Raw genomic sequence first — 25,912 nt, forward strand, 5'->3', positions numbered from 1 at the left:
GATGGCCGCCGCCTTTCCGGAGATCCTCGCGCTCGGTGAGGCGATGATCGAATTCAACCAGTCGCAGCCGGGCCGTCCCGAATTCCTGCAGGGCTTCGGCGGCGACACGTCGAACTTCTGCATCGCGGCGGCGCGCCAGGGCGCGTCGACGGGCTTCGTGTCGGCGATCGGCGACGATCCGTTCGGCCGGCTGCTGGCCGGCATGTGGCAGGCGGAACAGGTCGACACGACGTACGTGCGGATCGACCGCACGGCACCGACCGGCGTGTATTTCGTCACGCATGGCGCGGACGGTCACCAGTTCGACTATCTGCGCGCGGGTTCCGCGGCGAGCCGCTATGCGGCGGCCGACCTGCCGCTCGACGCGCTCGCGGCCGCGAAGGCCGTGCACCTGTCGGGCATCAGCCTAGCGATCAGCACGGCCGCGTGCGACGCGGCGTTCGCGGCGATCGACCATGCGCGCCGCCACGGCGCGAAGGTCAGCTTCGACACGAACCTGCGCCTGAAGCTGTGGCCGCTGCCGCGGGCCCGCGCGGTGATGCGCGAGGCGCTGCGCCAGACGGACATCTGCCTGCCGAGCTGGGACGACGTCACCGCACTGACGGGCGCGAACGATCGCGATGCGATCGTCGATGCGATGCTCGAACACGGGCCGCAGGTCGTCGCGCTGAAACTCGGCAAGGAAGGCGCGTATGTCGCGACGCCGAGCGAGCGGCGCGTCGTGCCGGGCTTCACCGTCGAGGCCGTCGATGCGACGGGCGCGGGCGATTGTTTCGGCGGCGCCTTCGTCGCGCGGATCGTCGCGGGCGACGATCCGTTCGCGGCCGCACGTTACGCGAACGCGGCGGCGGCGCTGTCGACGACGGGCTACGGCGCGGTCGCGCCGATTCCGCACCGCGACGCGGTCGCGCGCCTGATGCAGGGCTGACGCGAAATACGCGCGCCGGCCGTGGTTCCGCACGACGGGCGGCGCGTCGCCGCGATTTTCGAGCGAATCTGAAGCAAGGAGCAACACAAGGTGGGTCGATATTCGGAATGGCAACGGGCGCTCGTCGTCGCAGGCGCGCTGGCCGCGAGCCTCGCGATGCCGCGCGTGGTCGCGGCGCAGGCCGTCGCGCCGGGCGTGCAGCAGGATGAACCGGCACCGGCGCGGCCGCTGAAGCCGAATCCCGAGTTTGCCCGCCTGCCGCGCTACGAAGGCACGCTCGGCGACCGGCCGATCGTCGTGCATCTCGGCCCGAAGACGGACGAGGAGGGCGTGCACGGCGAGTACCAGTTCGCCGATACCGGCGAGGTCGTGCTGCTGGCGGGCGATCGCGACGGCGACACACTCGAGATCGAGGAGTCGAACGACGGCACGAACATCACCGGCGTGTGGATCGGCCGCTTCGACGCGACGGGCGACCTGAAGGCCGACCGGATGAACTCGGACGAGTCGGACCCGCAGCCGGTCGTGCTGCATCTCGCACCGGGCAAGCGCGCGGCGCTGCAGGTGCGCGACGGCCGCGTGCGGGAAATCGAGACGGTGGGCGGCGTCGTGAACCTGCGCACCGACGACTGAGCGCGCGCTGGCTCGGCGGGCGCGGCGCGCATTGTACCGGGCCAAGCGCGCCGATTTTGGCTAATCTAGCGGCATATTCCGCAACCGAACGGCCTCGTGCCCGGCTTCCCGACATGACTGCATCCACCCCCAAGCGCGCGCTGCAAACCCGCATCGTTCAACCCGACGACGTCATTCCGGAAGGCTTCCGGTCGTTCGTGCCGCCGGTCGCGCGCGCGTCGACGGTCGTGTTCCCCGATCTCGCGACGATGCGCGCGCTCGTCTGGCACAACGACAACCAGTGGCGCTACGGGCTGCATGCCACGCCGACGTCGCTCGCGCTCGCGCAGCGGCTCGCCGAGATCGAGGGTGGCGCGCATGCGCTGCTGCAGCCGTCGGGGCTCGCGGCGATCATGAACGTCTACTTCGGGATCGTGAAAGCGGGCGACGACGTGCTGATTCCGCACAACGTATACGGCCCGAACGCCGATTTCGGCAACTGGCTCGCGAAGGATTTCGGCATCACCGCGCGCTTCTACGATCCGCTGATCGGCGCCGGCATCGCCGACCTGATCCAGCCGAACACGCGGCTGATCTGGATCGAGGCACCGGGCTCGGTAACGATGGAAGTGCCCGACGTGCAGGCGATCACCGCGGCCGCGAAGGCGCGCGGCATCGTCACCGCGATCGACAACACCTTCTCGGCCGGGCTCGCGTTCAAGCCGTTCGAGCACGGCGTCGACATTTCGGTGCAGGCGCTGACCAAGTACCAGTCGGGCGGCAGCGATGTGCTGATGGGCGCGACGATCACCGCGGACGCGGCGTTGCACGCGCAACTGAAGCTCGCGCGGATGCGCTGCGGGATCGGCGTGTCGGTCGACGATTGTTCGCTCGTGCTGCGCAGCCTGCCGAGCATGCAGGTGCGCTTCGATGCGCACAGCAAGAGCGCGCTCGCGCTCGCGCAATGGCTGAAGGCGCGGCCGGAGATCACGGCGGTGCTGCATCCGCAGATCGCCGACTGCCCGGGGCACGCGTCGTTCGTGCGCGATTTCACGGGCGCGGGCGGGCTGTTCTCGGTGGTGTTCGACGAACGCTATAGCGCGGAGCAGATCGATCGCTTCGTCGAGTCGCTCGACCTGTTCGCGATCGGCTGGAGCTGGGGCGGCGCATGCAGCCTCGCGATGCCTTACGACGTCGCGTCGATGCGCCCGGACTGGCCGCATCGCGGCACGCTGGTGCGTTTCTACGTCGGTCTGGAGGACGAAGCCGACTTGCGCGCGGACATCGAGCGCGCGCTGCAGGACGTACTCGGCTGATCGCCGGTCGCGACGACCCGCGGAAAAACGAAACGCCGGCGCGATGCACGATCGCGCCGGCGTTTTTCATGGGGGGTGCGGCGCGATCAGAACAGCCGCAGCAGCCCGTCGAGGCCGACATGGTCGAACGCGACCGTCGCCGCGTCGCGCACGACCGGCTTCGCGTGAAACGCGACCGAGAGCCCCGCTTCGGCCATCATCTTCAGGTCGTTCGACCCGTCGCCCATCGCGATCGCGCGGCTCGGCTCGAGGCCGAGCGACGCGCACGTGTCGCGCAGCAGGCGCGCCTTCACGTCGGCGTTGACGATCTCGCCGAGCACCTTGCCGGTCAGCTTGCCGTCGACGATCTCGAGCGTGTTCGCGTACGCGTAGTCGAGGCCGAGACGTGCCTTCAGCCGCTCGGTGAAGAACGTGAAGCCGCCCGACACGAGCAGCGTCTTCATGCCGGCGGCCTTCACGCCGGCCAGCATCGTCTCGGCGCCCGGCGACAGTTGCAGCCGTTCCTCGTACACGCGTTCGAGCGCCCGCGCGTCGAGCCCGGCCAGCAGCGCGACGCGGCGCGTGAGGCTTTCGTTGAAGTCGCGGATCTCGCCGCGCATCGACGCTTCGGTGATCTCGGCGACCTGCGTCTTCAGCCCGCAGAAATCGGCGATCTCGTCGATGCATTCGATCGTGATCAGCGTCGAGTCCATGTCCATCACGGCGAGCCCGAAGTCGCCGAGCGTGCGGCCGGCCTCGACGAACCCGAAATCGAGCGCGTGCGTGCCGCAATACGCGTCGATGTCGAGGCGTTGCGCCGGGTTCGCGTTTTCGATGCGCAGCGCGTGATCGTCGGTCTGCACGATGCGGGTGCCGCGCGACAGCGCGAGCAGCGGTTTGTGATGGGTGTCCGACAGCGGCGCAAGACTCTGGATGACGAGATTGTGGGTCATGACGAGTGGTTGGAAAGCAAATGAAATGCGTGTGCGGCCAACGGGCGGCCGCCTGCCGATGCGGGCCCCGTCCGGCGTCGGGCCCTTGCGTGGCGAACGCGCCATTGTAGCCGGTTGGCGGGGGCGGGGCGGACGCGGCCGTTTCGGTTCCGGGGGCCGGAATCGAAGCGGCAACGCCGCGGCACGCGCGCGGACATCGATGCCTATCGCCCGTCCGCTCGATCCCAGTACGGCGGATCGCCGAAATGCTCGGCGAGGAACGCGATAAACGCGAGCGTTTTCAACGGCACGTGCGCGCGGCTCGGATAGACGGCCCAGATCGCCACCTCGTCCGCGAACGGATAGTCGTCGAGCACCGTGACGAGCGTGCCGCTCGCGAGCAGCGGGCCGACGTCCCAGGTCGACTTGATCGCGATTCCGAAGCCGTCGACGAGCGCTTCGCGGATCGCCTCGCCGTTGCTCGCGACGAGCCGGCCGGCGACCCGCACGGTCAGCGGGCCTTGCGGTGTCGCGAACGACCAGTCGCGCTGGTCGCCGAGGATCACGCATTCGTGCTGCGTCAGGTCGGCCGGATGGCGCGGCGTGCCGCGCTCGGCGAGATACGCGGGCGAGCAGCACAGCACGCGGCGGTTGGTAGCGAGCTTGCGCGCGACGAGCGTCGAGTCCTTCAGCGCGCCGAGGCGGATCGCGACGTCGTAGCCGTCGTCGACGAGATCGACGATCTCGTCGGACAGCCGCAGGTCGAGCGATACCGACGGATAGCGGCGCAGGAACGCGGGAATCACCGGCGCGACGTGCTGGCGGCCGAACGACGACGACATCGACACCTTCAGCCGCCCGTACGGCTCGCTGCGGCCATGGCCGACCGAGGCGCGCGCGGCGTCGGCGGCCGACAGCAGCGCGTCGGCGCGCGCCATGAAGATTTCGCCGTCCTGCGTGAGGCTGATGCGGCGCGTGGTGCGGTGCAGCAACCGTGCGCCGAGCTGGCGTTCGAGCTGCGCGATGCGCGCGCTGGCAACGGCGGCCGACACGCCGAACTCGCGGCCGGCCGCCGTGACGTTCGCGAGCAGCGCCGCGCGCACGAACAGCGCGACGTCGAGCAGGTCGAGCGGCTTGTCGGGTGCCGGAATCGGATCGGACGCCATTATTCTGAAATTCCTGAAAATGTTTCAGGAAATATAGCGGTTTTCTCGAAGGATCGGGTTGCCTACGATGATGTTCATGGGGCCGCGCCGCGGCCCGCCCGGATTCCATGAAAGGAGTATCGAGATGAAAGCCGTTGGACTGACCCGCTATCTGCCGATCGACGACCCGCAAGCCTTGCTTGACGTGGAACTGCCGCAGCCCGTGCCGGGCCCGCGTGACCTGCTCGTGAAGGTCGAGGCGATTTCCGTGAACCCGGTGGACACCAAGGTGCGCGCGCCGAAGCCGCAGGTCGAGGAGACGCCGCGCGTGCTCGGCTGGGATGCGGCCGGCACGGTCGTCGCGGTCGGCGCCGACGTCACGCTGTTTCGCCCCGGCGACGAGGTGTTCTACGCGGGCAGCATCACGCGGCCCGGCGCGAACAGCGAATTCCATACGGTCGACGAACGGATCGCCGCGCTGAAGCCGCGCACGCTCGACTGCGCCGCGTCGGCCGCGCTGCCGCTGACCGCGTTGACCGCGTGGGAAGCGCTGTTCGACCGGCTGCGCGTGTCGCCGCAGGGCGCGGACGCCGGCAAGTCGGTGCTGATCATCGGCGGCGCGGGCGGCGTGGGGTCGATCGCGATCCAGCTCGCGAAGACGCTCGGCAAGCTGCACGTGATCGCGACCGCGTCGCGGCCGGCGTCGGCCGACTGGGTGCGCGCGCTCGGCGCCGACGCGGTGGTCGACCATTTCGGCGACCTGCCGGCGCAGTTGCGCGAGGCCGGCCATCCGAACGTCGACTACGTGCTGATCTTCAACGACACGGATCGTCATTTCCCTGCCGCCGCGGAAGTCATCCGGCCGCAGGGCGGCATTTGCACGATCGTCGAGAACGACAAGCCGGTGCCGGTCGAACTGCTGAAGGCGAAGAGCGCCGCGTTTCACTGGGAGTTCATGTTCACGCGCGCGATGTTCGAGACGCCGGACATGATCGAGCAGCACCGGATCCTCGGCGAAGTCGCGCGGCTCGTCGACGGCGGCACGCTGCGCACGACGCTCGGCGAACAGCTCGGCACGATCAACGCGGCGAACGTGCGGCGCGCGCACCAGTTGCTCGAGGGCGGCCGCGCGATCGGCAAGCTCGTGCTGAGCGGTTTCTGATTCCGTCGCGCGCATAAGGTTGCGGCGCCGCGAACGCAAGCGGGGTAACACCCGATGCGTTTGCGGCGCATTGCATCGAGCTTGGCGGTAGACTGGCAGCGCATCATGCATCGAAAACCGCGCGGCACGCGCGTGCCGCCGCATTACAAGGAGGTCAGCATGAGCCAACGCAGCTTGTCAGTCGCCGCATCGTGGTCGGTCGTGTTCGCGGCGGCGTGCGTCAGCGCGAGCGTATTCGCGGCGCCGCCGGTCAAGGGCAGCCTGAAGGGCGGCGGTACCGGACAGCTCGAATACACCGTCAAGGTCGATTCGAAGACCTTCGGCAATACGCAGGAGACGCGCAAGATCCGCTCGGGCGAGACGGACGATTTCAACTGGAAGTCGGTGCCGCCGAGCGGCGCGGTCGCGATGCCGGACGGCTGCCCGAACGCCGACACCCTGCCGCGCGACGCGAACGGCGCGATGGTGCGCCAGACCCAGGTACGGCTCGCGCCGTCGGTCGACGCGAAGGGCGTCGCCAACGTGCAGCTGAGCTTCCAGGCGGCCGCGCCGAAGGGCACGCGCAGCGTGACGGCCGGCGGCAAGTCGCTGCAATGCCCGGACGTCGTGTCGGTCAGCCAGGTGAAGTGGGTGTCGATTCCGACCAACGGCGGATCGAAATCCGTGACGATGAGCGACGGCACCAAGGTGACGGTGTCGATCAAGCGCTGAACGGCGCGCGCGGGCCGGCGTTTCGCCCGGTGCGCGCGCCACGGATTCGACGGGTGGCGTGGGCGGGGCGGCGCATGAGCGCTGCGTGCAGGCGTCGCGATGTTTTCCCGTCATCTTCTTCGTGGGACGGTGCCGCTGCCGTGCGGCGGCCGTGCGTGACGTCATGCAGCTGTCGCGTGACGTTCACCCGCTTCCTTTCCTCCCCGTAACGATTCCGATGAAACCTCGAATGCGCGTGCTGCTGTCTGCCATTGCGTTCGTCGCCGTGCATGCGCACGCGGCCGACGACTGCAGTTTCGTGAAGAAGGTCGGGCTGCCGTCGCGGCAGCAGGTAGCCGTCGTGTCGAGCGGCGCACTCGAACCGTGCTCGACCGGCAGCTACGCGGTACGCGTGTACTCGACCGCGCACGCCGCCCCGGGCTTCGATACCGACGATTACGTGACGGGCACGCTGCATGCGCGCGACGGTACGGTCACCGATGCGTTCACGGCCGACCTCGGCGCACGCGCGCCGCAGGCGCTCGTCGTGACGACGCGTTCGGCCGGCAGCGGCGGTTATGTCGGCGCGCAGGCTTATGTGACGACGCCGCGCGCGGTGCGGCTCGTTGCGTCGGTCGACGGGCTCGCACCCGAGGCGGACGTCGCGGCCGCGTTGCGGCAGGCGATCGGCAAGCGCCGCGTCGCGCGCTGACCGTCCGGCGCGCGAACGCATCGCGCGGTACCCGGGCCGGTCAGGGCGCGCGCTCTTCGAGCCGCGACGCGAGAAAGCGGTGATCGGCCGAGAACAGCCGGCGATAGGTCATCAGTACCGCGCCGACGGTGCCGAGCGCGGACGCGGCGGCGATCAGGAACATGATCACGATCTGGTAGCGCACGGCCTGCAGCGGCGACTGGCCGGCCAGCACCTGGCCCGTCATCATCCCCGGCAGGCTGACGACGCCGACGACGGCCATCTGGTTCAGCGTCGGCAGCATGCCCGCGCGTACGGCCTGGCGCGCGGCATCCTGCGCGGCTTCCCAGCGCGTCGCGCCGAGCGCGAGTGCGGTCTCGACCCGATCGCGCCGCGCGGTGAGTTCTTCCATCATCCGCTCGACGCCGAGCGACACGCCCGTGAGCGTATTGCCGAGAATCATCCCCAGGATCGGAATCGCGTATTGCGGCGCATACCATGGATGAATGCGGATCACGACGAACAACCCGACCGCCGCGACGAACCAGCTGCTGAACCAGATCGACGCAATGCTGTCGATGCGCTGGCCGCGATATGTGCGCTTGCCGCGGCCGGCGCCGGCGAAACCGGCGATCAGCGTCATCAGCGCGGTGAGCGGCAGCACGACGTACCAGTGCGGATGGCCGAACACCCAGCCGAGCACGTAGCCGATCGCGAGCAGCTGCACGACGGTGCGCACCGCCGCGAGCGCGAGCTTGCGGCCGAGGCCGAGCGACAAGGCCGCCGAAATCGCGCCGTTGACGGCGACGAGCGCGGCGGCGATGCCGACGTCGACGAGGCTCAGGTCCTGCAGGGCCGGGCTCATTGCGCCGCCTCCGTCGGGTTCGCGACATGCATGACGCCTGCCTGCATCACGAGCCGCATCGTGCCGATCCGGGCGGCCTGGGCCGGATCGTGCGAGATCCACATGTAGGCGCGCGTGTCGGGTGCCGCGTCGAACCACGCGCCGACCAGCGCCTCGATCGCGCGCGCCGAGTCGGGATCGAGTGCGGACGTCGGCTCGTCGAGCAGCAGCACGTCGGGGTCGAGCTGCAGCACGCGCAGCAGCGCGGCGATCTGCGCTTCGCCGCCGGACAGGTCGCTCGCGCGCTTGTCGAGAAAGTCCGGGCCGCGGCCGGCCTGCGCGGCGAGCGCTTCGGCACGTGCGCGATCGAATGCGACGTCGCGATAGATCGCGAGCGAATACGGATAGCGCAATTGCGATTCGACGGTGCCGTCCATTTGCGCGGGGCGCTGGCGCACGTACGCGACGCTGCGCCGGTAGCGCGGAATCGCGCCGCGCCGGATCCGGCGGCCGCGCCACAGGATCTGCCCGCCGTCGAGCGGATCGAGCAGCGCGAGCGCGCGCAGCAGCACGCTCTTGCCGGAGCCGGACGGTCCCGTGATAGCAATTCGCGATCCCGCGGCGAGGCTGAAATCGGTCGGCGCCAGCAGCGTCTTGCCGCTGCTGGCGTCGCGCCGCGCGATGTGCCGCGCATCGATGAGACCGGTGGGGGCTGTCATGTCACAAATGAAAAAAAGCGTTAATGGCGCCGAAGAGGCGGTATCGCGTGCGTCATAATACCGATTGAAAAGCCGCGGGTGTCGTGCGCCGTTCGTTCACGCAAGCGGTCCGGCATGGCGCGGTAACACTTCAGAACAACAACGGAACCGCCATGACGCTAACCCGAGCCATCGGCAAATCGGCTGCATGGGTCGTCGGTATCGTCGCGGTGCTCATCGCGGCGGCCGGCGTCTTTCTCTTCACGTTCGACTGGAACCGCGCGAAACCGTGGGTCAACGAACAGGTGAGCGCCGCACTCGGCCGCCCGTTCGCGATCAACGGCGATCTCAAGGTCGGCTGGCGTCGCCCCGACGGCGAGACCGGCTGGCGCGCATGGGTGCCCTGGCCGAGCTTTTCGGCCACGCAGCTCGAGATCGGCAACCCCGACTGGGCGAAGTCGCCCAAGTTCGTCACGCTCGATGCCGCGCACTTCGATCTCGCGATCCTGCCGCTGCTCGCGCATGAAATCGTCATTCCGTCGATCGACGTCGTGAATCCGGCTGTCGACCTCGAGCGGCTTGCCGACGGCCGCAACACGTGGACCTTCCAGTTCAAGCAATCGTCGCAGCCGTCGCCGTGGAAGGTGCGGCTCGACAGCTTCGGCTTCGCGAAGGGCACCGTCACGTATCGCGATGCGATCACGAAGGCCGACCTGACCGTCGCGATCGATACGCTCGGCCAGCCGATCCCGCTCGGCGACGTGCTCAAGGAGCAGGAGCAGACGTCGCGCGCGGCGTCCGCGCAGCGTGTCGGCAAGCATGGCGCCGCGCAGTTGAGCGCGAAGGCCAATGCGGAAGCCGCATCGAGCGCTTCCGGCGCGCAGGCGGCGAGTGCGGCATCGGCGACGGGCGCGTCGGCTGCGGCTTCCGTCGCTTCGGCGGCGTCCGGTTCGTCCGCTTCTTCTGCTTCTTCCGCATCGACGGTTGCCGTGGCATCCGGCGCATCCGGCGCCGCGGCGCCCGCGAAGCCGTCCGGCCCGACCTATGCGTTCGGGCTGAAGGTCGACGGCCGCTACAAGAACGTGCCGATCAACGGGACCGGCAAGCTCGGCGGCGTGCTCGCGATCCAGGACGCATCGCGGCCGTTCCCGCTGCAGGCCGACGTGAAGGCCGGCGATACGCGGCTCGCGATCGTCGGTACGCTGACCGATCCGATGCATCTCGCGGCGATCGACCTGCGGCTGTGGCTGCAGGGCACGTCGATGTCGCACCTTTACCCGCTCACCGGCATCACGCTGCCCGATACGCCGCCTTACGCGACCGAAGGGCGGTTGATCGGCAACTTCAAGCGGCACGCGAGCACGTTCCGCTACGAGAACTTCAACGGCCGCGTCGGCGGCAGCGATCTCGGCGGCACGCTCACGTATGCGCAGCGCGAGCCGCGACCGAAGCTGTCGGGCGAACTCGTGTCGAACCTGCTGCAGTTCTCCGATCTCGCGCCGGTGATCGGTGCCGATACGGCCGCGAGCAAGGCCAAGCGAGGCGACACGACGCATCAGCCGCCGGGCCGCGTGCTGCCGGTCGAGACGTTCCGGACCGACCGCTGGCGGGCGCTCGACGCGGACGTCAAGTTCACGGGCCGCAAGCTGGTCAAGAGTTCGAACCTGCCGATCACGAACCTGTATACGCACATCCTGATGCAGGACGGCGTGCTGTCGCTCGAGCCGCTGCAGTTCGGCGTCGCGGGCGGCACGCTCGCGACGACCGCGCATCTCGACGGCAGCGGCACGCCGCTGAAGGGCCGTTTCACGGTGGCCGCGCGGCACCTGAAGCTCAAGCAACTGTTCCCGACGCAGAAGGTCATGCAGTCGGCGCTCGGCGAAATCAATGGCGACGCGTCGCTGTCGGCGACCGGCAACTCGCCGGCGGCGCTCGCCGCGACGTCGAACGGCGAAGTGAAGGCGCTCGTGACGGACGGCCGCATCAGTCGCCTGCTGATGGAAGCGGCGGGGCTGAACGTGGCCAACGTCGTCTACGAGAAGCTGTTCGGCAACAACGACGTGAAGATCAACTGCGCGGCGATCGATTTCGTCGCGACCAACGGCATGCTCGACCCGAAAGTGTTCGCGCTCGATACCGACGATGCGCTGATCAACGTCGATGGCCCGATCAGCCTGCGCGACGAATCGCTCGACCTGAAGATCCACCCGCATACGAAGGGGTTCCGGATCTTCTCGCTGCGCTCGCCGCTGTATGCGAAGGGGACGTTCAAGGACCCGAAGGTCGGCGTCGATGCGACCGCGCTCGCGCTGCGCGCCGGCGCGATGGTCGGGCTCGGGCTGATCAACCCGTTCGCGGCGCTGATCCCGCTGATCGCGCCGAGCAACAACCGCGACGTGCCGTGCTCCGAGCTGTTCGGGCAGATGAAGGCGAAGGCCGCGCAGAAGGCGGCCGCGAAGGCCGGCAAGTGACGCGCGTCAACGGCCCGCGCGCACCCACAGCAGCACGGCGTCCACTTCGCGGCCGTCGATCCGCACCGGCGCGGCGGTGCCGAGCTGAAGGCGGTCGCCGTCGAGCATGACGGCGCGCTGCTGGACGTTGCCGAGCCAGTTCGGGAACAGGCTGACGTCCATTTCATGGGTCAGCGTGCCGTCGTCGGTCACTTGAAAGGGGCCGGAATAGGCGATGTAGCCGCGGGCGGCGGCCGCGTACTCGGCGTCGGTGCCGTGGTGCAGGTCGCCGTTCGCGTAGGGCGGCCGGCCGGTAGCCATCAGCTGGGCGGACATGTAGCCGTCCGGCGTATAGAGAATCCATCCGCGCGCGTCGCGGCCGAGCGGATAGGCGGTCGCGCTACCGTCGCGCGGGCGGACTTCGTAGGACACGAGGCGCCATGCGCCGACGAGTTGTTCGCGAAGCTGGCTGGCAAGCATGCTGGATTCCGGTCGGGCGGCGTTGGGGCGCGTGCCGCCGTGTTGGCGGGCCGCCGGGCGGAGGGCCAGATGGCCTCGAATGCGCTGCCCGGGCAGTATGGTCGGCAGTTTCTCCGACTCCTGCTAAAATACACGGTTTTCCGTCGATTTCTCTCTTAACGGGACCTGCCGTGCTTTCTACTGCCAACATCACGATGCAATTCGGGCCAAAGCCCCTGTTCGAGAATATCTCGGTCAAATTCGGCGAGGGCAACCGCTATGGTCTGATCGGCGCGAACGGCTGTGGCAAGTCGACGTTCATGAAGATCCTCGGTGGCGACCTCGAGCCGAGCGCCGGCAACGTCGCGCTGGAGCCGAACGTCCGCCTGGGCAAGCTGCGCCAGGACCAGTTCGCGTACGAAGACGTGCGCGTGCTCGACGTCGTGATGATGGGCCACACCGAAATGTGGGCCGCCATGACCGAGCGTGACGCGATCTACGCGAACCCGGAAGCCACCGACGACGACTACATGCACGCGGCCGAACTCGAAGGCAAGTTCGCCGAATACGGCGGTTACGACGCCGAGGCGCGCGCGGGCGCGCTGCTGCTGGGCATCGGCATCGAGGAGAAATTCCACAACGGCACGATGGCCGACGTCGCGCCGGGCTGGAAGCTGCGCGTGCTGCTCGCGCAGGCGCTGTTCTCGAAGCCGGACGTGCTGCTGCTCGACGAACCGACCAACAACCTCGACATCAACTCGATCCGTTGGCTCGAGCACACGCTCAACGAGTACAACTCGACGATGATCATCATCTCGCACGATCGTCACTTCCTGAACTCGGTGTGCACGCACATGGCCGACATGGACTTCGGCACGCTGAAGGTCTGGCCGGGTAATTACGACGACTACATGCTCGCATCGGCACAGGCGCGCGAGCGCCAGGCCGCCGCGAACGCACGTGCGAAGGAGCGCGTGGCCGAACTGCAGGACTTCGTGCGCCGCTTCTCGGCGAACAAGTCGAAGGCCCGCCAGGCAACGAGCCGTGCGAAGCAGATCGACAAGATCAAGATCGAGGAATTCAAGCCGTCGTCGCGCCAGAACCCGTTCATCCGCTTCGAGTTCGAGAAGAAGCTGCACAACGTCGCGGTGGTCGCGGAAGACATCACGAAGAAGTACGAGCGCACGATCTTCCAGAACTTCAACCTGTCGGTGCAGCCGGGCGAACGCATCGCGATCATCGGCGAGAACGGCGCGGGCAAGACGACGCTGCTGCGCTCGCTGCTCGGCGCGCTCGAACTCGATCACGGCACGGTGAAGTGGTCCGAGAACGCGAATGTCGGCTACATGCCGCAGGACACGTACGAGGAATTCCCGAACGACATCACGCTGATGGACTGGATCGACCAGTACCGCAAGGACGGCGACGACGAAACGATGGTGCGCGGCACGCTGGGCCGCCTGCTGTTCTCGTCGGACGACATCAAGAAGTCGGTGAAGGTGCTGTCGGGCGGCGAGAAGGGCCGCATGATCTGGGGCAAGCTGATGCTCGGCCGCCACAACGTGCTGCTGATGGACGAGCCGACCAACCACATGGACATGGAGTCGATCGAGTCGCTGCAGATCGCGCTCGAGCAGTTCGAAGGCACGCTGATCTTCGTGTCGCACGACCGCGAGTTCGTGAGCGGGCTGGCGAACCGGATCATCGAAGTGCGTACGGACGGCACGCTGTTCGACTTCGGCGGGAATTACGAGGAATTCCTGACGAGTCAGGGGCAGGAGTAATTCTGCCGGGTTGTCCCAAGACCACCTTTCATGCGTCTCGGCTTGTCCCGCGGAATTGTCCCGTTGGGACGGCCGGCTTCCTGGTGCCCCTTCTTGGCGAGCGAACGCTAAAGCATCTCAGGGAAGTCTTGTAAAGCCTGAAGCCCGTACTGGCGGCATGCCTGTATGGGCTTTTTCATTTTGGGCGAGGCACTCGCCGTTGTTGCGGTACGTAGAAGCCGACCTTGTTGTACTCAACCCACCAATCAGCTCGGACAGTGCGCATTTGGGATATTCATGATTCGAATCGTATGAGTGTGACGAGGGTAGGAGAGCGATGCCTTCGCTCGAAATCGACAGTGCTGGCATCGCGCTTTTAGTTGCCACTGCAAAAATGAGGAAAAAGAGGGTGGGCGCCATCGACGTCAGAAAAAGGGCGCCGGCACGGCGTCCAAAACAACATCTCGCCTATCCCAATAAATTCGGATCTTGCCTCGAATTGACAATCTGAAAGAATTATTAAAAATATTAAATCGAGCGTGTTTTTACAGAATACCCAAGTTTTTAGAGCGGATGTAATCGATGCCCCCGTGCATCGCATTAATCATTCCTGACATTCAGCGGTGGTTGCTTCTGCTAGGATCGCGCAGTGGATAAGAGGGGACCAATTGCGAGCGCTGGCTCGCAATCGTGACAGCATGAGAGACGTTGTCGCGCTGACTATCCGTTGCAAGCGCGTTCAAGACTAGACGACGAATTGCGTTTGGTCCTATCGGCGCTGAATTCAAACAAGATCGCAAGCAGGGACGCAGTTTGCGTCAACGAAGAATGAACAAGAAACGCTATCGGGTTGTGTTCAATCGCGCACGGGGCGCGATGATGGTCGTTCAGGAAAATGGCAGTTCGGCGCGCGCAGTAGGGAATTCACAAGGAGCGCGCGCACCATCGGGCTTGCCGGGGTTGCGAATCGTATGGCAGCCGATTGCGATGGCGGCCGCATTGTTGTTCGGTGTGCCGTTATTCAGCTTCGCGCAAATCGCGCCGACTCCTGGCACGAGCACACACGTGATCCAGACGCAGAACGGCATTCCGCAAGTGAATATCGCCGCGCCGTCTGGCGCAGGCGTCTCGGTGAACACGTACAACCAGTTCGATGTTCAAAAACCAGGCGCGATACTGAACAACTCGCCGACGATCGCGAACACGCAGCAGGCGGGGATGATCAATGGCAACCCGAATTTCGGTGTCGGCCAGTCCGCGCGGATCATCGTCAACCAGGTCAACAGCAATGCGCCTTCGCAACTCAGAGGTTACGTTGAGGTGGCGGGCAACCGTGCCGAAGTGATCTTGTCAAACAGTGCGGGTATTCAGGTCGACGGCGGCGGGTTTATCAATACGTCGCGAGCCGTCCTCACCACCGGTACGCCTTACTACGGCACCGACGGATCACTCGGTGGATTCAACGTATCGCGCGGCCTGATTTCCGTGAGCGGTGCTGGCCTGAACGCATCGAACGTCGATCAGGTTGACTTGATTTCGCGCGCGGTGCAGGCCAACGCAGCGATTTACGCCAAGAATCTGAACGTCGTCGCAGGTTCGAACCAAGTCAACCACGACACGCTCGCGGCGACACCGATCGCTGGCGATGGTGCGGCACCGGCGATCGCAATCGACGTGAGCCAACTCGGCGGCATGTACGCGAACAGGGTCTTTCTCGTATCGAACGAGTTTGGTGTCGGTGTCGCGAACGCCGGGACGATCGCGGCACAAGCAGGCGACCTGACGCTGCAATCCAACGGCCAGCTTGTACTAACGGGCAAGACGACTGCAAGCGGTAATCTTTCCGCAACGGCGAGCAGTATTCAAAACACCGGCACGACGTATGCGCAACAGAGCGCAAACGTTTCAGCAGCCGGTGTGTTGTCGAACAGCGGGACGCTCGCTGCGCAGCAAAATACGACGGTCGACGCAGGTAGCATCAACTCGACCGGAACGCTCGGTGCGGGCGTAAATAACGATGGCTCAGTCGGAAAAGGCGGCGACCTGAATCTGTCGAGCACGGGACAACTGACGGCGACCGGGCAGAACGTCGCGGGCGGGAGCGCGTCGATTTCCGGCAGCGGCGTCAATCTCGCAGGCAGCCAGACGGCCGCGAACGGCAATGTGTCGCTGAACGCGAACGCGGGCGACCTGAACCTTGCGAACGCGACGACGAGTGCGCAGGGGGCACTCAATGCGAAGGCAGCGGGTGCGTTGATCAACGATCAAGGCGCGCTGTCGAGCCAAGGCAACGCAACGTTGACCGCGGACAGCATTTCAAATCAAAGCGGCAAGATATCGGCGCAAGGTTCGTTGAACGTGCAATCGAACGGTGCGATCGCGAATCAGGGCGGTACGCTGGTTTCGGAAAATTCGGTACAGGTGCGCGGCGGTGCGATCGCAAACAACCAAGGTACGATCCAGAGCGCGGCCGGAATGAACATTTCGGGAAGCTCGTTGGACAACAGTGCGGGTCGCGTTACGTCGCTGAATTCGGATGGTTTGTCCATTACGACGACGGGGCAACTGACGAATGACGCCGGTACGACCGCACTTGGCGCACAAGGCGGTGTGATTGGCGGTAACGGCAGTGTGGCGATTCAATCGGGCAGCGTCGTGAACCACGGCACGGTCAGTGCACAAACGAATTTGAACGTCGGCACGCAATCACTCGACAATGGTAGTGGTGCGTTGTCAGCTGCGCAAAACGCGGTGATCGATGCAGGTGCGCGGTTGACGAATGGTTCGGGCAGTATCACCGCCGGACAATCCGCGACAGTGGATGCCGCGTCGCTGAATAATGATGCGGGTTCGGTACAGGCGGCACAGTTGTCGCTCGTGGCGACGAATTTGTCGAACCATGGCGGCACGATTACACAAACCGGGACGGGCACAATGAATGTTGCCGTCTCGAACATGCTCGATAACTCAAGCAACGGCGTGATTCAGACCAACAGCACGGACCTGAACCTCACGCCCGCGACACTGATCAACGATCACGGAAAAATTGCTCATGCCGGGAGCGGTGCGCTGTCGATTTTCACCGGTGCATTGTCGAATCAAGGCGGCACGATCGCGACCAACGGGGCATTGAGCCTGAAAGCCTCAGCCGTATCGAATAGCGCAGGTACGCTGGCCGCGCAGCGTCACGCGGCGCTTGACGTGCAGTCGTTCGATAACCGTGCGGGCGGCTATGTCGGTGCGGACAGCATGACGCTGAAAGCTCAAGGCGGTGTCGATAACCGTACTGGCACGCTCGAAGCTAACAACGGCGTTTCAGTGACGGCCGACAGTCTCGCGAATGATGGAGGCTCACTTAAAAACGTGGGTGCAGGCGCGCTGTCAGTCATGACAGTAAACGCACTGACGAATACGGCGGGCGGCACCATCGGCGGCAACGGAGACGTTTCGGTATCAGCGGGCAGCATCGATAATTCCAGCGGCTAGCTGCTCGCGGGACAGGCGCTTTCAGTACAGTCGAACAGCGCGATCACGAATGCTGCCGGTCTTGTCCAGGCGAATGGGAATCTGTCGCTGCGAGCACAAGGCGCGATCAACAACAGCGCAGGGCAAATCGAAGCGAACGGTACGAATGCGGCGTTCGCACTGTCGGGGAGCAGCGTCGACAACAGCGACGGGCGCATCGTCAATATCGGTAGCGGAGCGACAACGATCGATGGCGGTACGTCGATCACAAACACGAACGCCTCCGGAAAAGCGGGGGCAGGCACGATTGGCGGAAACGGCGATGTTACGCTGACCGCGCAAACGCTCACGAATGCACAAGGTGGTCAGACGCTGTCCGGGCGAGATTTGACGCTGAATATTGCAAACGACGTAAGGAATGCGAGTGGCGTGCTGTCAGCCGCGAACAACCTCAAGTTGAGCGCGGTAAACGCAGCACTGTCGAATCAGGCTGGATCGATTCATGCAAATGGCGCGCTGTCGCTCAACACTGCGTCTATCGACAACGCGTTCGGCAAAATCGGCAACGACACTGGCACCGGCGGCAGTGTGTCAATTCAGACCGGCACGCTTACCAACCAGAATGGCGTGATCGGCAGCGATCAGGATCTGACGCTAACCGCGAGCACGTTGAGCGGTGATGGTTCGATTGTGGCGGGCCGAAACGGTGCGGTGGCACTCGGTAGCGATTACACGCAGACCACGGCGAGCAAGTTGCACGCAAATGGGGACCTCACGTTTTCCACGTCGGGAAAACTGACGAACCAAGGCGTGCTGGATGCCAACGGCGCGCTGACCGTGAACGCTGCGAACGTGGAGAACCAAGCAGGCGCCGATCTGAATTCCAGTAAGACGACGGTCAACGCGAACGGCGGCGCGATCGATAACGCAGGTCGCATCGAAGGCGATACGGTTGCGACCAACAGCGCGACGCTGAACAACACCGCGACGATCATCGGCCGCGAAGTCAGCACCACTGCGAACACGATCAACAATACCGGTGCGGCGGCCGTGATTGCGGCAGCCGAACGGGTGAATTTGTTCGCGTCCAACCAGTTGTCGAACACGGGCGGCGCGAATATCTTCAGCGCGGGCGATATCAATATCGCTGCGGACGGTCAGCGCGACGCGAACGGGTTTCTCGCGAACCGTACGCAAAATGTCTTGAACGATCAGTCCACGATCGAAGCGCAAGGCAGCGTCGAACTCGCGGCTGGTACGTTCACGAACACACGTCCGGCTCCCGTAGTGACCACTGAAACCACGAGCACGACGAGCAAGCACGAAACCAAACGTCAGAAGTACATCGTGTGCGCGACGATGAATGCAGACCCGAACGGCGGGTGTTCGCAGGCGATGTGGGTCAACGGTTACAAGACGCCGCTCACTTCAACCTATAGTCCTTCGCAGGTTGTATCGGAAACGTCCGGACCAAACGCGACTGACAAGGTATTGGTCGTGAACGTGAACGGCAAGCAGCAGACGATTTATTACAACACGCTGACGACCAACGCGGACGGTACGGTTACGGTCAACTATTGGGATGCATACGATCCACACGTCAACTACGTTCCGGATACGGAATACACGACGCGCAGCGATGGGCACAACGGCTATCAGCGTGTCGAAATCTGGCGCGACACGACAACCACGGTCCAGCAGGACAAGGTAACGAGCCAGGCGCAACAGGCGCAACTCGTGGCTGGCAACAACATCGTGATGAAGAACGTCGGGACGATCAACAACGAATACAGCTCAATTGCGGCGGGCGGGTCGATCAAAATAGGCGACTCGGATGTGTCCGGCAGTGCAGGTTCAGGCAGCTACGGTGGCACGGTCGTGAACAACGTCGGGCGGACGCTGTATCAGTATCAGACCGACAGTATCGTATCGATGTACGCGTGGAACGAGGATACGACGCGGGATCGCGGAACGATCGTTCAGCCTTCGAAGGTCTATACACCCGTTGCCATCGGCGGCACGGGGGGCACGATTGTCGCCAACCAGTCGGTGATCATCGACGCGAAGGATGTCAACAACCAGAACGTCGCGGCGCAGAATTCTTCGACGGGCGCAACTGGCGGCACGCTTGGAAATAATTCGGCCAATGAGGGCGTGTCCGGTGGAAAGTTGACGCCGGTCGGTGCCGCAGGCGGGGCATCGACGCCTGTTGGTGCGCAGCAATCGGTGGCGAATGCGTCCGGCGCATTGCCGATCACGTTACCGACGAGCGGTCTTTATTCGATTCACGACGCACCTGGCCAGCCGTATCTGATCGTCACCGATCCGCGGTTGACGAGCTATACGAATTTCATTTCGAGCGACTACATGCTCGGCCAGTTGAACCTGAACCCGGCGAGCATCGAAAAGCGCTTGGGCGACGGGATGTATGAGCAGCAGATGGTGCGCAATCAGATTACGCAACTGACGGGGCGCACTTTCTTGCCGGGTTACGCGAGCGCCGAAGATGAGTATCGTGCGCTGATGACGAACGGTGCGAACTACGCGAAGTCATTCGGATTGGTGCCCGGTATGGCACTGACGGCCGCGCAAATGGACGCGCTGACGAGCGATATCGTTTGGCTCGTTGATCAGACCGTGACGCTGCCCGACGGCAGCACGACGCACGTGTTGGCTCCGGTCGTCTACATGGCGCAAACGCATGCGAACGATCTGCAACCGACCGGTGCCCTGATTGCGGCGGACGACGTTGAGATTCACACGACGGGCAGCACGACCAACACGGGCGTCATCAAGGGCGGCACAAAGACGGTTCTCACCGCGACCGATATCCTGAATCGCGGCGGCACGATTTCGAGCAGCAGCGCGAACGGCACGACGGTCGTATCGGCCAGCAACGACGTGGTGAACTCGTCGGGGATGATCACTGGCAACCGGGTTGCAGTCAGCGCTGGCCGGGATATCGTCAACACGACGCTGGTTGATGCCGTGGGCGCGACCGGTACATCGGGCGCAAGCAAGGCCAATACAAGCTTGATCGGCCAGCAAGGCACGATCGCGGCAACGGGCGACCTTTCCGTGCAGGCTGGTCGCGACCTGACGCTTCACGGTGCAAATCTGTCGGCCGGCGGCGATGCGCTGGTCACGGCGGGCCGCGATATCAACGTCGATACGGTTCAGTCTACGACGAACCAATCGATGTATCTGAACGATCAGCATCATTGGGAAGAATCCACGACGAAGAACGTGACGAGCGGCATCACCGCAGGCGGCAGCGTGGGGATGCAAAGCGGCAACGATACGACGCTCAAAGGCGTGACGGTAACCGCCGGTAAGGATTTGTCGGTGCTTGCGGGCGGCAACCTGACGGCAACGACGGTCACGGATACCGCGAAGCTCGATAACGTCGCGGCAGACAGCAAGACGCGCAAGGAAGTCGATCACAATTACGACGAGCACACAGTCGGTACGCAATTCACGGCGGCCCGTAACGTAAATCTGGCCGCAGCGAGTACCGATACGTCGAAAGGTAACGTGACGCTTACGGGGTCGTCCGTTACCGCTGGTATGACGAACGGTGTCGAGAACGCGACTGGTGCAGCGAACATTGCAGCAACGGGTAACGTAACGATCAACGAGGCTCGCGAGGAACACGACAAGTACCAGTCGGTGCAGGTTCAACGCGGCAGCTTCGTCAGCAGCACGAAAACCGATGGCATGACGGACACGCATGCGAACGTTGGCGTCGGCAGTACGGTGTCGGGCAATACCGTCAACATCCAATCGGGCCACGACCTGACGGTTCAAGGCAGCACGGTCGTTGGCACGAACGATGTGAATCTTGGGGCGACGAACAACGTCAATATCACAACATCCAAGGATACGGTTTCGCAGGACAGCTACTATCACGAAACGCATTCCGGTATCGGCACAAGTGGCCTGAGCGTGAGTATCGGCACGCAGAAAAAGACCGATACGGATCACGCTTCGTCCGTCATGAACAACGCGAGCACGATTGGTTCGCTCAACGGCAACCTGACCGTCAAGGCCGGCGATACCCTGCATGTGACGGGCGGCGACCTGATTGCCGGAAAGAACCTGACGGGCAGCGCCGCGAACGTCGTGATCGATTCCGCAACGGATACCAGCAACAAGACCCATAGTGAGACGACCAGCAGCAGCGGCGTCACGCTCGGCCTGTCGGGTAGCATCGGCGACGCGATCAATGGCGCGTATCAGCAGGCGCAGGCGGCAAAGAGCGGCGCTGGCGACAGCCGTGCGACGGCACTGCATGCGATTGCGGCGGCTGGTGATGCAGCAATGGGCGTAGCGGGCTTGACCGGCGGCGCGCTGGCGGGCGGCGGCACGCCTAGCATTGGCGTTCAAGTCAGCGTCGGTTCGAGTCATAGCCGACTCGATACGTCGGAAAACCAGACGACGCAGCGCGGATCGAGCCTGTCGGCTGGCGGCACCACGTCGCTGATTGCGACCGGCAACGGCACGCCGGGCAGCGGCAATATCACCGTGGCGGGTTCGAACGTGTCGGGCAACGATGTGTTGCTGGCCGCGAAGAATCAGATCGACCTGCAGAACACGACGAACACTGATTCGACGCGCAGTTCGAATTCGTCGTCAAGCGCAAGCATCGGCGTGTCGATCGGCACGAACGGCATCGGGGTGTCGGCCGCCATGTCGCGCGCGCACGGCGACGGCAACAGCGACGCCGTGATGCAGAACAATACGCACGTGACCGGTGCGAACAGCGTCACCATGATCAGCGGCGGAGATACGAACATCGTCGCTTCGGACGTATCGGGTCGCGCCGTGACGGCCGACGTAGGCGGCAACCTGAACATTCGAAGCGTGCAGGATACGACCGTCAGCAGCGCGTATCAAAGCAGCGCGGGCGGTGGCATCAGCGTCAGCACGATGGGCGGTAGCGCGAGTTTCAGTTCGTCGCACGGAAGCGCGACCGGCAATTATGCAGGCGTCGCTGAACAGGCCGGGATTCAAGCCGGCGAGGGCGGGTTCAATGTGAACGTCAAGGGCAATACCGACCTGACGGGCGCAGTGATCGCTAGCACGGCCGACGCGTCAAAGAACATGTTGACAACGGGCACGCTGACCACCAGTGACATCGCGAACCATTCGACCTACAACGCGGATAGCAGCGGATTCAGCGCGGGTGCAGGCGTCGGCGTTACTGGTAAAGCAATCGGTCCGGGAGCGGTCAGCGGTTCGGGCGGCGTAACGCCGATGATTTCGCAATCGGATAGCGGAAGCGAGAACGCGACCACCCGTAGCGGTGTCAGCGCAGGGACGATTAACATCACGAACACGGCAGGTCAGACGCAGGACCTGGCTAACCTGAATCGCGATACGTCGAATCTGAACGGGACGGTATCGAAGACGCCTGACGTACGGCATTTGCTGGATAGTCAGGCCGACACGATGAACGCGGCGCAGGCTGCCGGTCAGGTCGTCGCGCAAGGTGTCGGCGCTTACGCGGATATGAAGCGTAGTCAGGCGCTCTCGGATGCTCGCGCGGCGCTGGCGAGTGGCGACCTTGATGCGCTGTCGACCGCGCTGGATAACTTCGATTCGTGGAAGGAAGGCGGCGCGAATCGCGCCCTGCTGCAAATGGGTGGCGGCGCGCTGATCGGCGGCTTGGGTGGCAGCAGCGCCGCAATCGGGGCATTCGGCGGCGCTGCGGGTGCCGGGTTGTCGAGTTACCTTGCAGGTCAAACGAACAAGATTTCGAGCGCTGTCGGTGATGCATCGGGTTCGTCGTTGCTCGGGAATATCGCCGGGAACGTGTTGTCAGGCGTCGGAGGTATGCTTGTAGGCGGCAGCGCAGGCGCGGCTACGGCATCGGCCGTCAATCTGTACAACCATGGCAACAATCCCCGCGAACAGGAAGAAGAGCGGGAAAAAGAGGCGTTTCAGAAGGAGCTGGACAAAGAACGCGCGATGATGGGTCAAGTTGACCTGACGAAGCGCCTTGAGGATGGACAGGTTACGATACCGGTTACAGCCATAACTGGTGCGTTGGGTAGCGGAAAGATTGGGAGCAACATTAAAGCAAATAAGGCGGCCGGTGATGCTTGGGAAAAGGACGTGGTGACAAATGTATTGCCGCAAACGCAAACCAATATTCAACAGCAAATTACAATTAAATCTAATGGCCCCTCCGGCTTAAAAACGCGAGTAGATGCAGTAGGGCAGGATTTGACCACAGATGGAACCAAACTGTCGGAAGCGAAGGGGTCACCAACCGCTCGATTGACGCCCAATCAAACTGTGGTTTATCCAGAATTGGAGCAGTATGGCGGCGTAGTTGTTGGAAAAGGGAAGCCTCCGTATGTTGGTGGTACGGTAATTCCGCCGACTCAAGTTGATCTTTATAGGAAGCCGGATGATGGCTCTGGAAAAAAGTGACGTTGTTGATGCTATCGGACTTGAATCTGATACGGGTGCAATCGTATTGAGCATTATTGATTCATGGGATTGGAGTGATCCAGAATCCCATCTCAATGCGCTGCGAAATAAATTGAATTGCTATTTTCAGTTTATCGAGTCCGGTCAAATTTTTGAGGCGTACCCGGATTCCAAGTCGCGCCATCTTATTATTGATGTAGTTGAGAGATTTGAGGTGCCCGATTATGCAATTGATTTTTTTGAAAATGTTACAACTCTTGCGCTAAAATTAAACGTGACGATGCGTAGAAGGGTTGTATAGGTTTTGGAATGGCGCACCAATGGGTTTGAGGGCGCGCCATTCAATTCCGACGCGCACTAATAACTTGTAATGAAAAAAATCTCGCGATTCACGTCTTTATCGATTGCTGTGGCAATTTCATTCGCCGCCCACGCACAACAGTCATTTACGCCCGCAGACGAAGCAGCTGCCGCGCGCGCCAATGCTGAACGGGATCGGCAAGCACAGCAGCAACGCGACGCGCAACAGCGCGACGCGGCGTTGCGCGCCCCTTCTGTGCGTTCAGACGTGCCGCGCGCCGAAATGTATCCACCGCTGCCGAGCGAACAGCCGTGCTTCCGGATCGACCGGTTCGCGCTCGACGTGCCGGATTCGTTGCCCGATGCCGCAAAGTCGGCCGGCGCTTCCGCACTGCCGATGGATCGCTTTGCCTTTGCGCGCGATTGGCTCGGCCACTACGCCGGCCAGTGTGTCGGTAAGCAAGGCGTCGATATGATCGTCAAGGCGTTGTCGCGGGAAATCTTGGCGCGTGGTTACATCACGACGCGCGTGCTTTTGCCCGAGCAAGATTTGTCGTCGGGTACGTTGAAAGTTTCGCTGATTCCCGGCGTGATCCGACACGTGCGTTTCGCTGATGAAAAACAGCGCGGCACATGGAAAACTGCGTTTCCGACGCGCGACGGCGAACTGTTGAACCTGCGCGACCTTGAGCAAGGTCTGGAGCAAATGAAGCGCGTCACCAGTCAGGACGTATCGATGCAGATTGTCCCCGCTGACCAGCCCGGCGAAAGCGATGTTGTGTTGGACGTGAAGCGTGGCAAGCCGTGGACCGTCGTCGCATCGATCGACAATTCGGGCACGCGCGCAACGGGCAAGCTACAGGGCATCCTGTCGATCGGCATCGATAATCCGCTCGGCCTGAACGACATCTTCAACGTCGGCGTGAGCCAAGACCTCGAACTTGGCGACAAGCGCCTTGGTTCGCACGGCTGGAATGGTTTCTATTCGATTCCGTGGGGTTACTGGACCGCGACGTTATCGGCATACACGAACACGTACTACCAGCAGATCGCTGGCGTGAATCAAACATTTATTGCAAGCGGCAATTCAAAGACGATCGATTTCAAGCTTGCCCGAGTGCTTGCCCGCAGTCAGAACGACGTGTTCGGCGGCTATGTCCGCTTGTCCCGTCGCTTCGGCCAGAGCTTCATCGAAGATACGGAAATCCCGCAGCAGCGTCGCAACAACACGTTCGTTGAATTCGGCCTGACCGATCGTCACTACTTCGACGGGGCGCAGTTCGACGGTACGCTTGCGTACCGACAGGGCGTCGGGGGCTTGGGTGCGCAGGACGACATTCTTGCTGCCGGTGGTGGTCCGACTTACCATTTCAAGATGGCGGTACTCGATGCGAACCTGTCGGTGCCTTTCGCGATCGCGAAGCAGCCGTTCCGATACGTGACGAGCATCCACGGCCAATATACCGGGAACTCGCTGTACTACATCGATGACCTGACCATCGGCAGCCGCTACACGGTGCGTGGCTTCGACGGTGAAACCATGTTGGCGGCAGCGCGCGGGCTCTACTGGCGCAACGAACTGCAGATGCCGATCGGACAGACCGGACAGGCGATCTATGCAGGACTGGATTACGGTCGTGTGTGGGGACCTCAGCCGGTGGCGTTGGTCGGTACGCAGTTGGCCGGTGCAGTAATCGGCATCAAGGGCAGCGTCGCGACGCGCTTCGGTGGCTACGGCTATGACCTGTTCGCCGGTACGCCGGTCTACAAGCCATCCGGATTTCCGACAGCACGTGTGACGGTCGGATTTCAGGTGACGGCGCAATTCTAGAGCATCGATACAAGGACGGACACGATGGCACAGACTGACCCTGACCCAAGAAATAGTCCGGTGCAAAAGTAGAGAAATTCGGCATGATGTGTCCACGCGGACACGAAGGCCATGCCATGAAGACGAGCAAGTTTACGGAAGAGCAGATCGCATTTGCCCTGAAGCAAGCCGAGCTGGGTACGAAGGTCGAGGAGATCTGCCGCAAACTC

18 protein-coding genes and 1 pseudogene are annotated in these 25,912 nt (G+C 63.5%); 14 read left to right on the forward strand and 5 right to left on the reverse strand.

Features of this window, described 5'->3' with window-relative positions; all coding sequences use genetic code 11:
* Position 1: 1 nt before the first annotated feature.
* The 3 genes from AC0KUR_RS33720 to AC0KUR_RS33730 all read left to right on the forward strand — a co-directional run bounded on the left by AC0KUR_RS33720 (position 2) and on the right by AC0KUR_RS33730 (position 2,856).
* On the forward strand, positions 2-928 hold the full coding sequence (locus AC0KUR_RS33720) for a sugar kinase (protein ID WP_069706227.1): 927 nt from the start codon (positions 2-4) through the stop codon (positions 926-928).
* 90 nt (positions 929-1,018) lie between these two features.
* Positions 1,019-1,561 (forward strand): hypothetical protein, encoded by a 543-nt coding sequence (locus AC0KUR_RS33725; RefSeq protein ID WP_473377057.1) that lies wholly within the window; start codon positions 1,019-1,021, stop codon positions 1,559-1,561.
* A gap of 113 nt (positions 1,562-1,674) precedes the next feature.
* Positions 1,675-2,856: a cystathionine beta-lyase gene (locus AC0KUR_RS33730; protein WP_059557614.1), complete on the forward strand. Its 1,182-nt coding sequence runs from the start codon at positions 1,675-1,677 to the stop codon at positions 2,854-2,856.
* Between the two features lie 86 nt (positions 2,857-2,942).
* Here the strand turns inward: AC0KUR_RS33730 and serB are convergent, their stop codons facing one another.
* Both serB and AC0KUR_RS33740 read right to left on the reverse strand, forming a co-directional pair.
* A complete protein-coding gene (serB, locus tag AC0KUR_RS33735; RefSeq protein ID WP_034186785.1) occupies positions 2,943-3,788 on the reverse strand; it encodes a phosphoserine phosphatase SerB in 846 nt (281 codons plus the stop codon).
* A 203-nt stretch (positions 3,789-3,991) separates the two neighbouring features.
* Complete coding sequence (locus tag AC0KUR_RS33740) at positions 3,992-4,933, reverse strand: LysR family transcriptional regulator (protein WP_034186786.1); 942 nt, start codon at positions 4,931-4,933, stop codon at positions 3,992-3,994.
* 124 nt (positions 4,934-5,057) lie between these two features.
* Between AC0KUR_RS33740 and AC0KUR_RS33745 the strand changes: the two genes are divergently transcribed.
* The 3 genes from AC0KUR_RS33745 (at position 5,058) to AC0KUR_RS33755 (ending at position 7,476) form a co-directional block, all read left to right on the forward strand.
* Positions 5,058-6,074 carry a zinc-binding alcohol dehydrogenase family protein gene (locus AC0KUR_RS33745; RefSeq protein ID WP_473377058.1) on the forward strand — a complete coding sequence of 339 codons (1,017 nt, stop codon included), beginning with the start codon at positions 5,058-5,060 and terminating at the stop codon, positions 6,072-6,074.
* A gap of 159 nt (positions 6,075-6,233) precedes the next feature.
* Positions 6,234-6,785, forward strand: a complete 552-nt coding sequence (locus tag AC0KUR_RS33750; protein ID WP_034187004.1) for a DUF6013 family protein — start codon at positions 6,234-6,236, stop codon at positions 6,783-6,785.
* Between the two features lie 217 nt (positions 6,786-7,002).
* Positions 7,003-7,476, forward strand: a complete 474-nt coding sequence (locus AC0KUR_RS33755; protein WP_069706229.1) for a PliI family lysozyme inhibitor of I-type lysozyme — start codon at positions 7,003-7,005, stop codon at positions 7,474-7,476.
* Positions 7,477-7,516: 40 nt separating this feature from the next.
* Here the strand turns inward: AC0KUR_RS33755 and AC0KUR_RS33760 are convergent, their stop codons facing one another.
* Together AC0KUR_RS33760 and AC0KUR_RS33765 are read right to left on the reverse strand one after the other, a co-directional pair.
* Positions 7,517-8,320 (reverse strand): ABC transporter permease, encoded by an 804-nt coding sequence (locus AC0KUR_RS33760; RefSeq protein WP_034186789.1) that lies wholly within the window; start codon positions 8,318-8,320, stop codon positions 7,517-7,519.
* Positions 8,317-9,018, reverse strand: coding sequence for an ABC transporter ATP-binding protein (locus tag AC0KUR_RS33765; RefSeq protein WP_059557616.1), 702 nt, complete (start codon positions 9,016-9,018; stop codon positions 8,317-8,319). The genes AC0KUR_RS33760 and AC0KUR_RS33765 overlap by 4 nt, the downstream gene beginning before the upstream one ends.
* A 152-nt stretch (positions 9,019-9,170) precedes the next feature.
* Between AC0KUR_RS33765 and AC0KUR_RS33770 the strand changes: the two genes are divergently transcribed.
* Positions 9,171-11,468, forward strand: coding sequence for an AsmA family protein (locus tag AC0KUR_RS33770; RefSeq protein WP_059557617.1), 2,298 nt, complete (start codon positions 9,171-9,173; stop codon positions 11,466-11,468).
* 6 nt (positions 11,469-11,474) lie between these two features.
* Here the strand turns inward: AC0KUR_RS33770 and AC0KUR_RS33775 are convergent, their stop codons facing one another.
* Positions 11,475-11,927 carry a lipocalin-like domain-containing protein gene (locus AC0KUR_RS33775; protein WP_034186792.1) on the reverse strand — a complete coding sequence of 151 codons (453 nt, stop codon included), beginning with the start codon at positions 11,925-11,927 and terminating at the stop codon, positions 11,475-11,477.
* A gap of 170 nt (positions 11,928-12,097) precedes the next feature.
* Between AC0KUR_RS33775 and AC0KUR_RS33780 the strand changes: the two genes are divergently transcribed.
* From AC0KUR_RS33780 to AC0KUR_RS33810, 7 genes and pseudogenes are all read left to right on the forward strand, one after another.
* A complete protein-coding gene (locus AC0KUR_RS33780; protein WP_034186793.1) occupies positions 12,098-13,690 on the forward strand; it encodes an ABC-F family ATPase in 1,593 nt (530 codons plus the stop codon).
* A gap of 316 nt (positions 13,691-14,006) precedes the next feature.
* A complete protein-coding gene (locus AC0KUR_RS33785) occupies positions 14,007-14,180 on the forward strand; it encodes a hypothetical protein (RefSeq protein WP_154233711.1) in 174 nt (57 codons plus the stop codon).
* 317 nt (positions 14,181-14,497) lie between these two features.
* Positions 14,498-17,155, forward strand: a complete 2,658-nt coding sequence (locus tag AC0KUR_RS33790) for a two-partner secretion domain-containing protein (RefSeq protein WP_473377059.1) — start codon at positions 14,498-14,500, stop codon at positions 17,153-17,155.
* A 408-nt stretch (positions 17,156-17,563) separates the two neighbouring features.
* A pseudogene (locus AC0KUR_RS33795) lies at positions 17,564-23,572 on the forward strand (hemagglutinin repeat-containing protein); the annotation flags it as partial.
* Positions 23,550-23,873, forward strand: a complete 324-nt coding sequence (locus AC0KUR_RS33800) for a DUF6572 domain-containing protein (protein ID WP_473377060.1) — start codon at positions 23,550-23,552, stop codon at positions 23,871-23,873. The pseudogene AC0KUR_RS33795 and the gene AC0KUR_RS33800, both read left to right, overlap by 23 nt.
* Before the next feature lie 69 nt (positions 23,874-23,942).
* Entirely contained in the window at positions 23,943-25,703 is a 1,761-nt protein-coding gene (locus AC0KUR_RS33805; protein WP_473377061.1) for a ShlB/FhaC/HecB family hemolysin secretion/activation protein, read from the forward strand.
* 116 nt (positions 25,704-25,819) lie between these two features.
* Positions 25,820-25,912: transposase (locus AC0KUR_RS33810; protein ID WP_175904328.1), on the forward strand; the 93-nt coding region annotated here is incomplete at its 3' end.

The organism is Burkholderia sp. YHN3-13 (assembly GCF_055810675.1).

What these genes read in the sequence shown, in the direction of transcription:
- AC0KUR_RS33720 (WP_069706227.1), top strand. Translation starts at nt 2, where the DNA reads ATGGCCGCCGCCTTTCCGGAGATCCTCGCGCTCGGTGAGGCGATGATC.
- AC0KUR_RS33730 (WP_059557614.1), top strand. Translation starts at nt 1,675, where the DNA reads ATGACTGCATCCACCCCCAAGCGCGCGCTGCAAACCCGCATCGTTCAA.
- serB (WP_034186785.1), bottom strand. Translation starts at nt 3,788, where the DNA reads ATGACCCACAATCTCGTCATCCAGAGTCTTGCGCCGCTGTCGGACACC.
- AC0KUR_RS33740 (WP_034186786.1), bottom strand. Translation starts at nt 4,933, where the DNA reads ATGGCGTCCGATCCGATTCCGGCACCCGACAAGCCGCTCGACCTGCTC.
- AC0KUR_RS33745 (WP_473377058.1), top strand. Translation starts at nt 5,058, where the DNA reads ATGAAAGCCGTTGGACTGACCCGCTATCTGCCGATCGACGACCCGCAA.
- AC0KUR_RS33750 (WP_034187004.1), top strand. Translation starts at nt 6,234, where the DNA reads ATGAGCCAACGCAGCTTGTCAGTCGCCGCATCGTGGTCGGTCGTGTTC.
- AC0KUR_RS33755 (WP_069706229.1), top strand. Translation starts at nt 7,003, where the DNA reads ATGAAACCTCGAATGCGCGTGCTGCTGTCTGCCATTGCGTTCGTCGCC.
- AC0KUR_RS33760 (WP_034186789.1), bottom strand. Translation starts at nt 8,320, where the DNA reads ATGAGCCCGGCCCTGCAGGACCTGAGCCTCGTCGACGTCGGCATCGCC.
- AC0KUR_RS33765 (WP_059557616.1), bottom strand. Translation starts at nt 9,018, where the DNA reads ATGACAGCCCCCACCGGTCTCATCGATGCGCGGCACATCGCGCGGCGC.
- AC0KUR_RS33770 (WP_059557617.1), top strand. Translation starts at nt 9,171, where the DNA reads ATGACGCTAACCCGAGCCATCGGCAAATCGGCTGCATGGGTCGTCGGT.
- AC0KUR_RS33775 (WP_034186792.1), bottom strand. Translation starts at nt 11,927, where the DNA reads ATGCTTGCCAGCCAGCTTCGCGAACAACTCGTCGGCGCATGGCGCCTC.
- AC0KUR_RS33785 (WP_154233711.1), top strand. Translation starts at nt 14,007, where the DNA reads ATGCCTTCGCTCGAAATCGACAGTGCTGGCATCGCGCTTTTAGTTGCC.
- AC0KUR_RS33790 (WP_473377059.1), top strand. Translation starts at nt 14,498, where the DNA reads ATGAACAAGAAACGCTATCGGGTTGTGTTCAATCGCGCACGGGGCGCG.
- AC0KUR_RS33800 (WP_473377060.1), top strand. Translation starts at nt 23,550, where the DNA reads ATGATGGCTCTGGAAAAAAGTGACGTTGTTGATGCTATCGGACTTGAA.
- AC0KUR_RS33805 (WP_473377061.1), top strand. Translation starts at nt 23,943, where the DNA reads ATGAAAAAAATCTCGCGATTCACGTCTTTATCGATTGCTGTGGCAATT.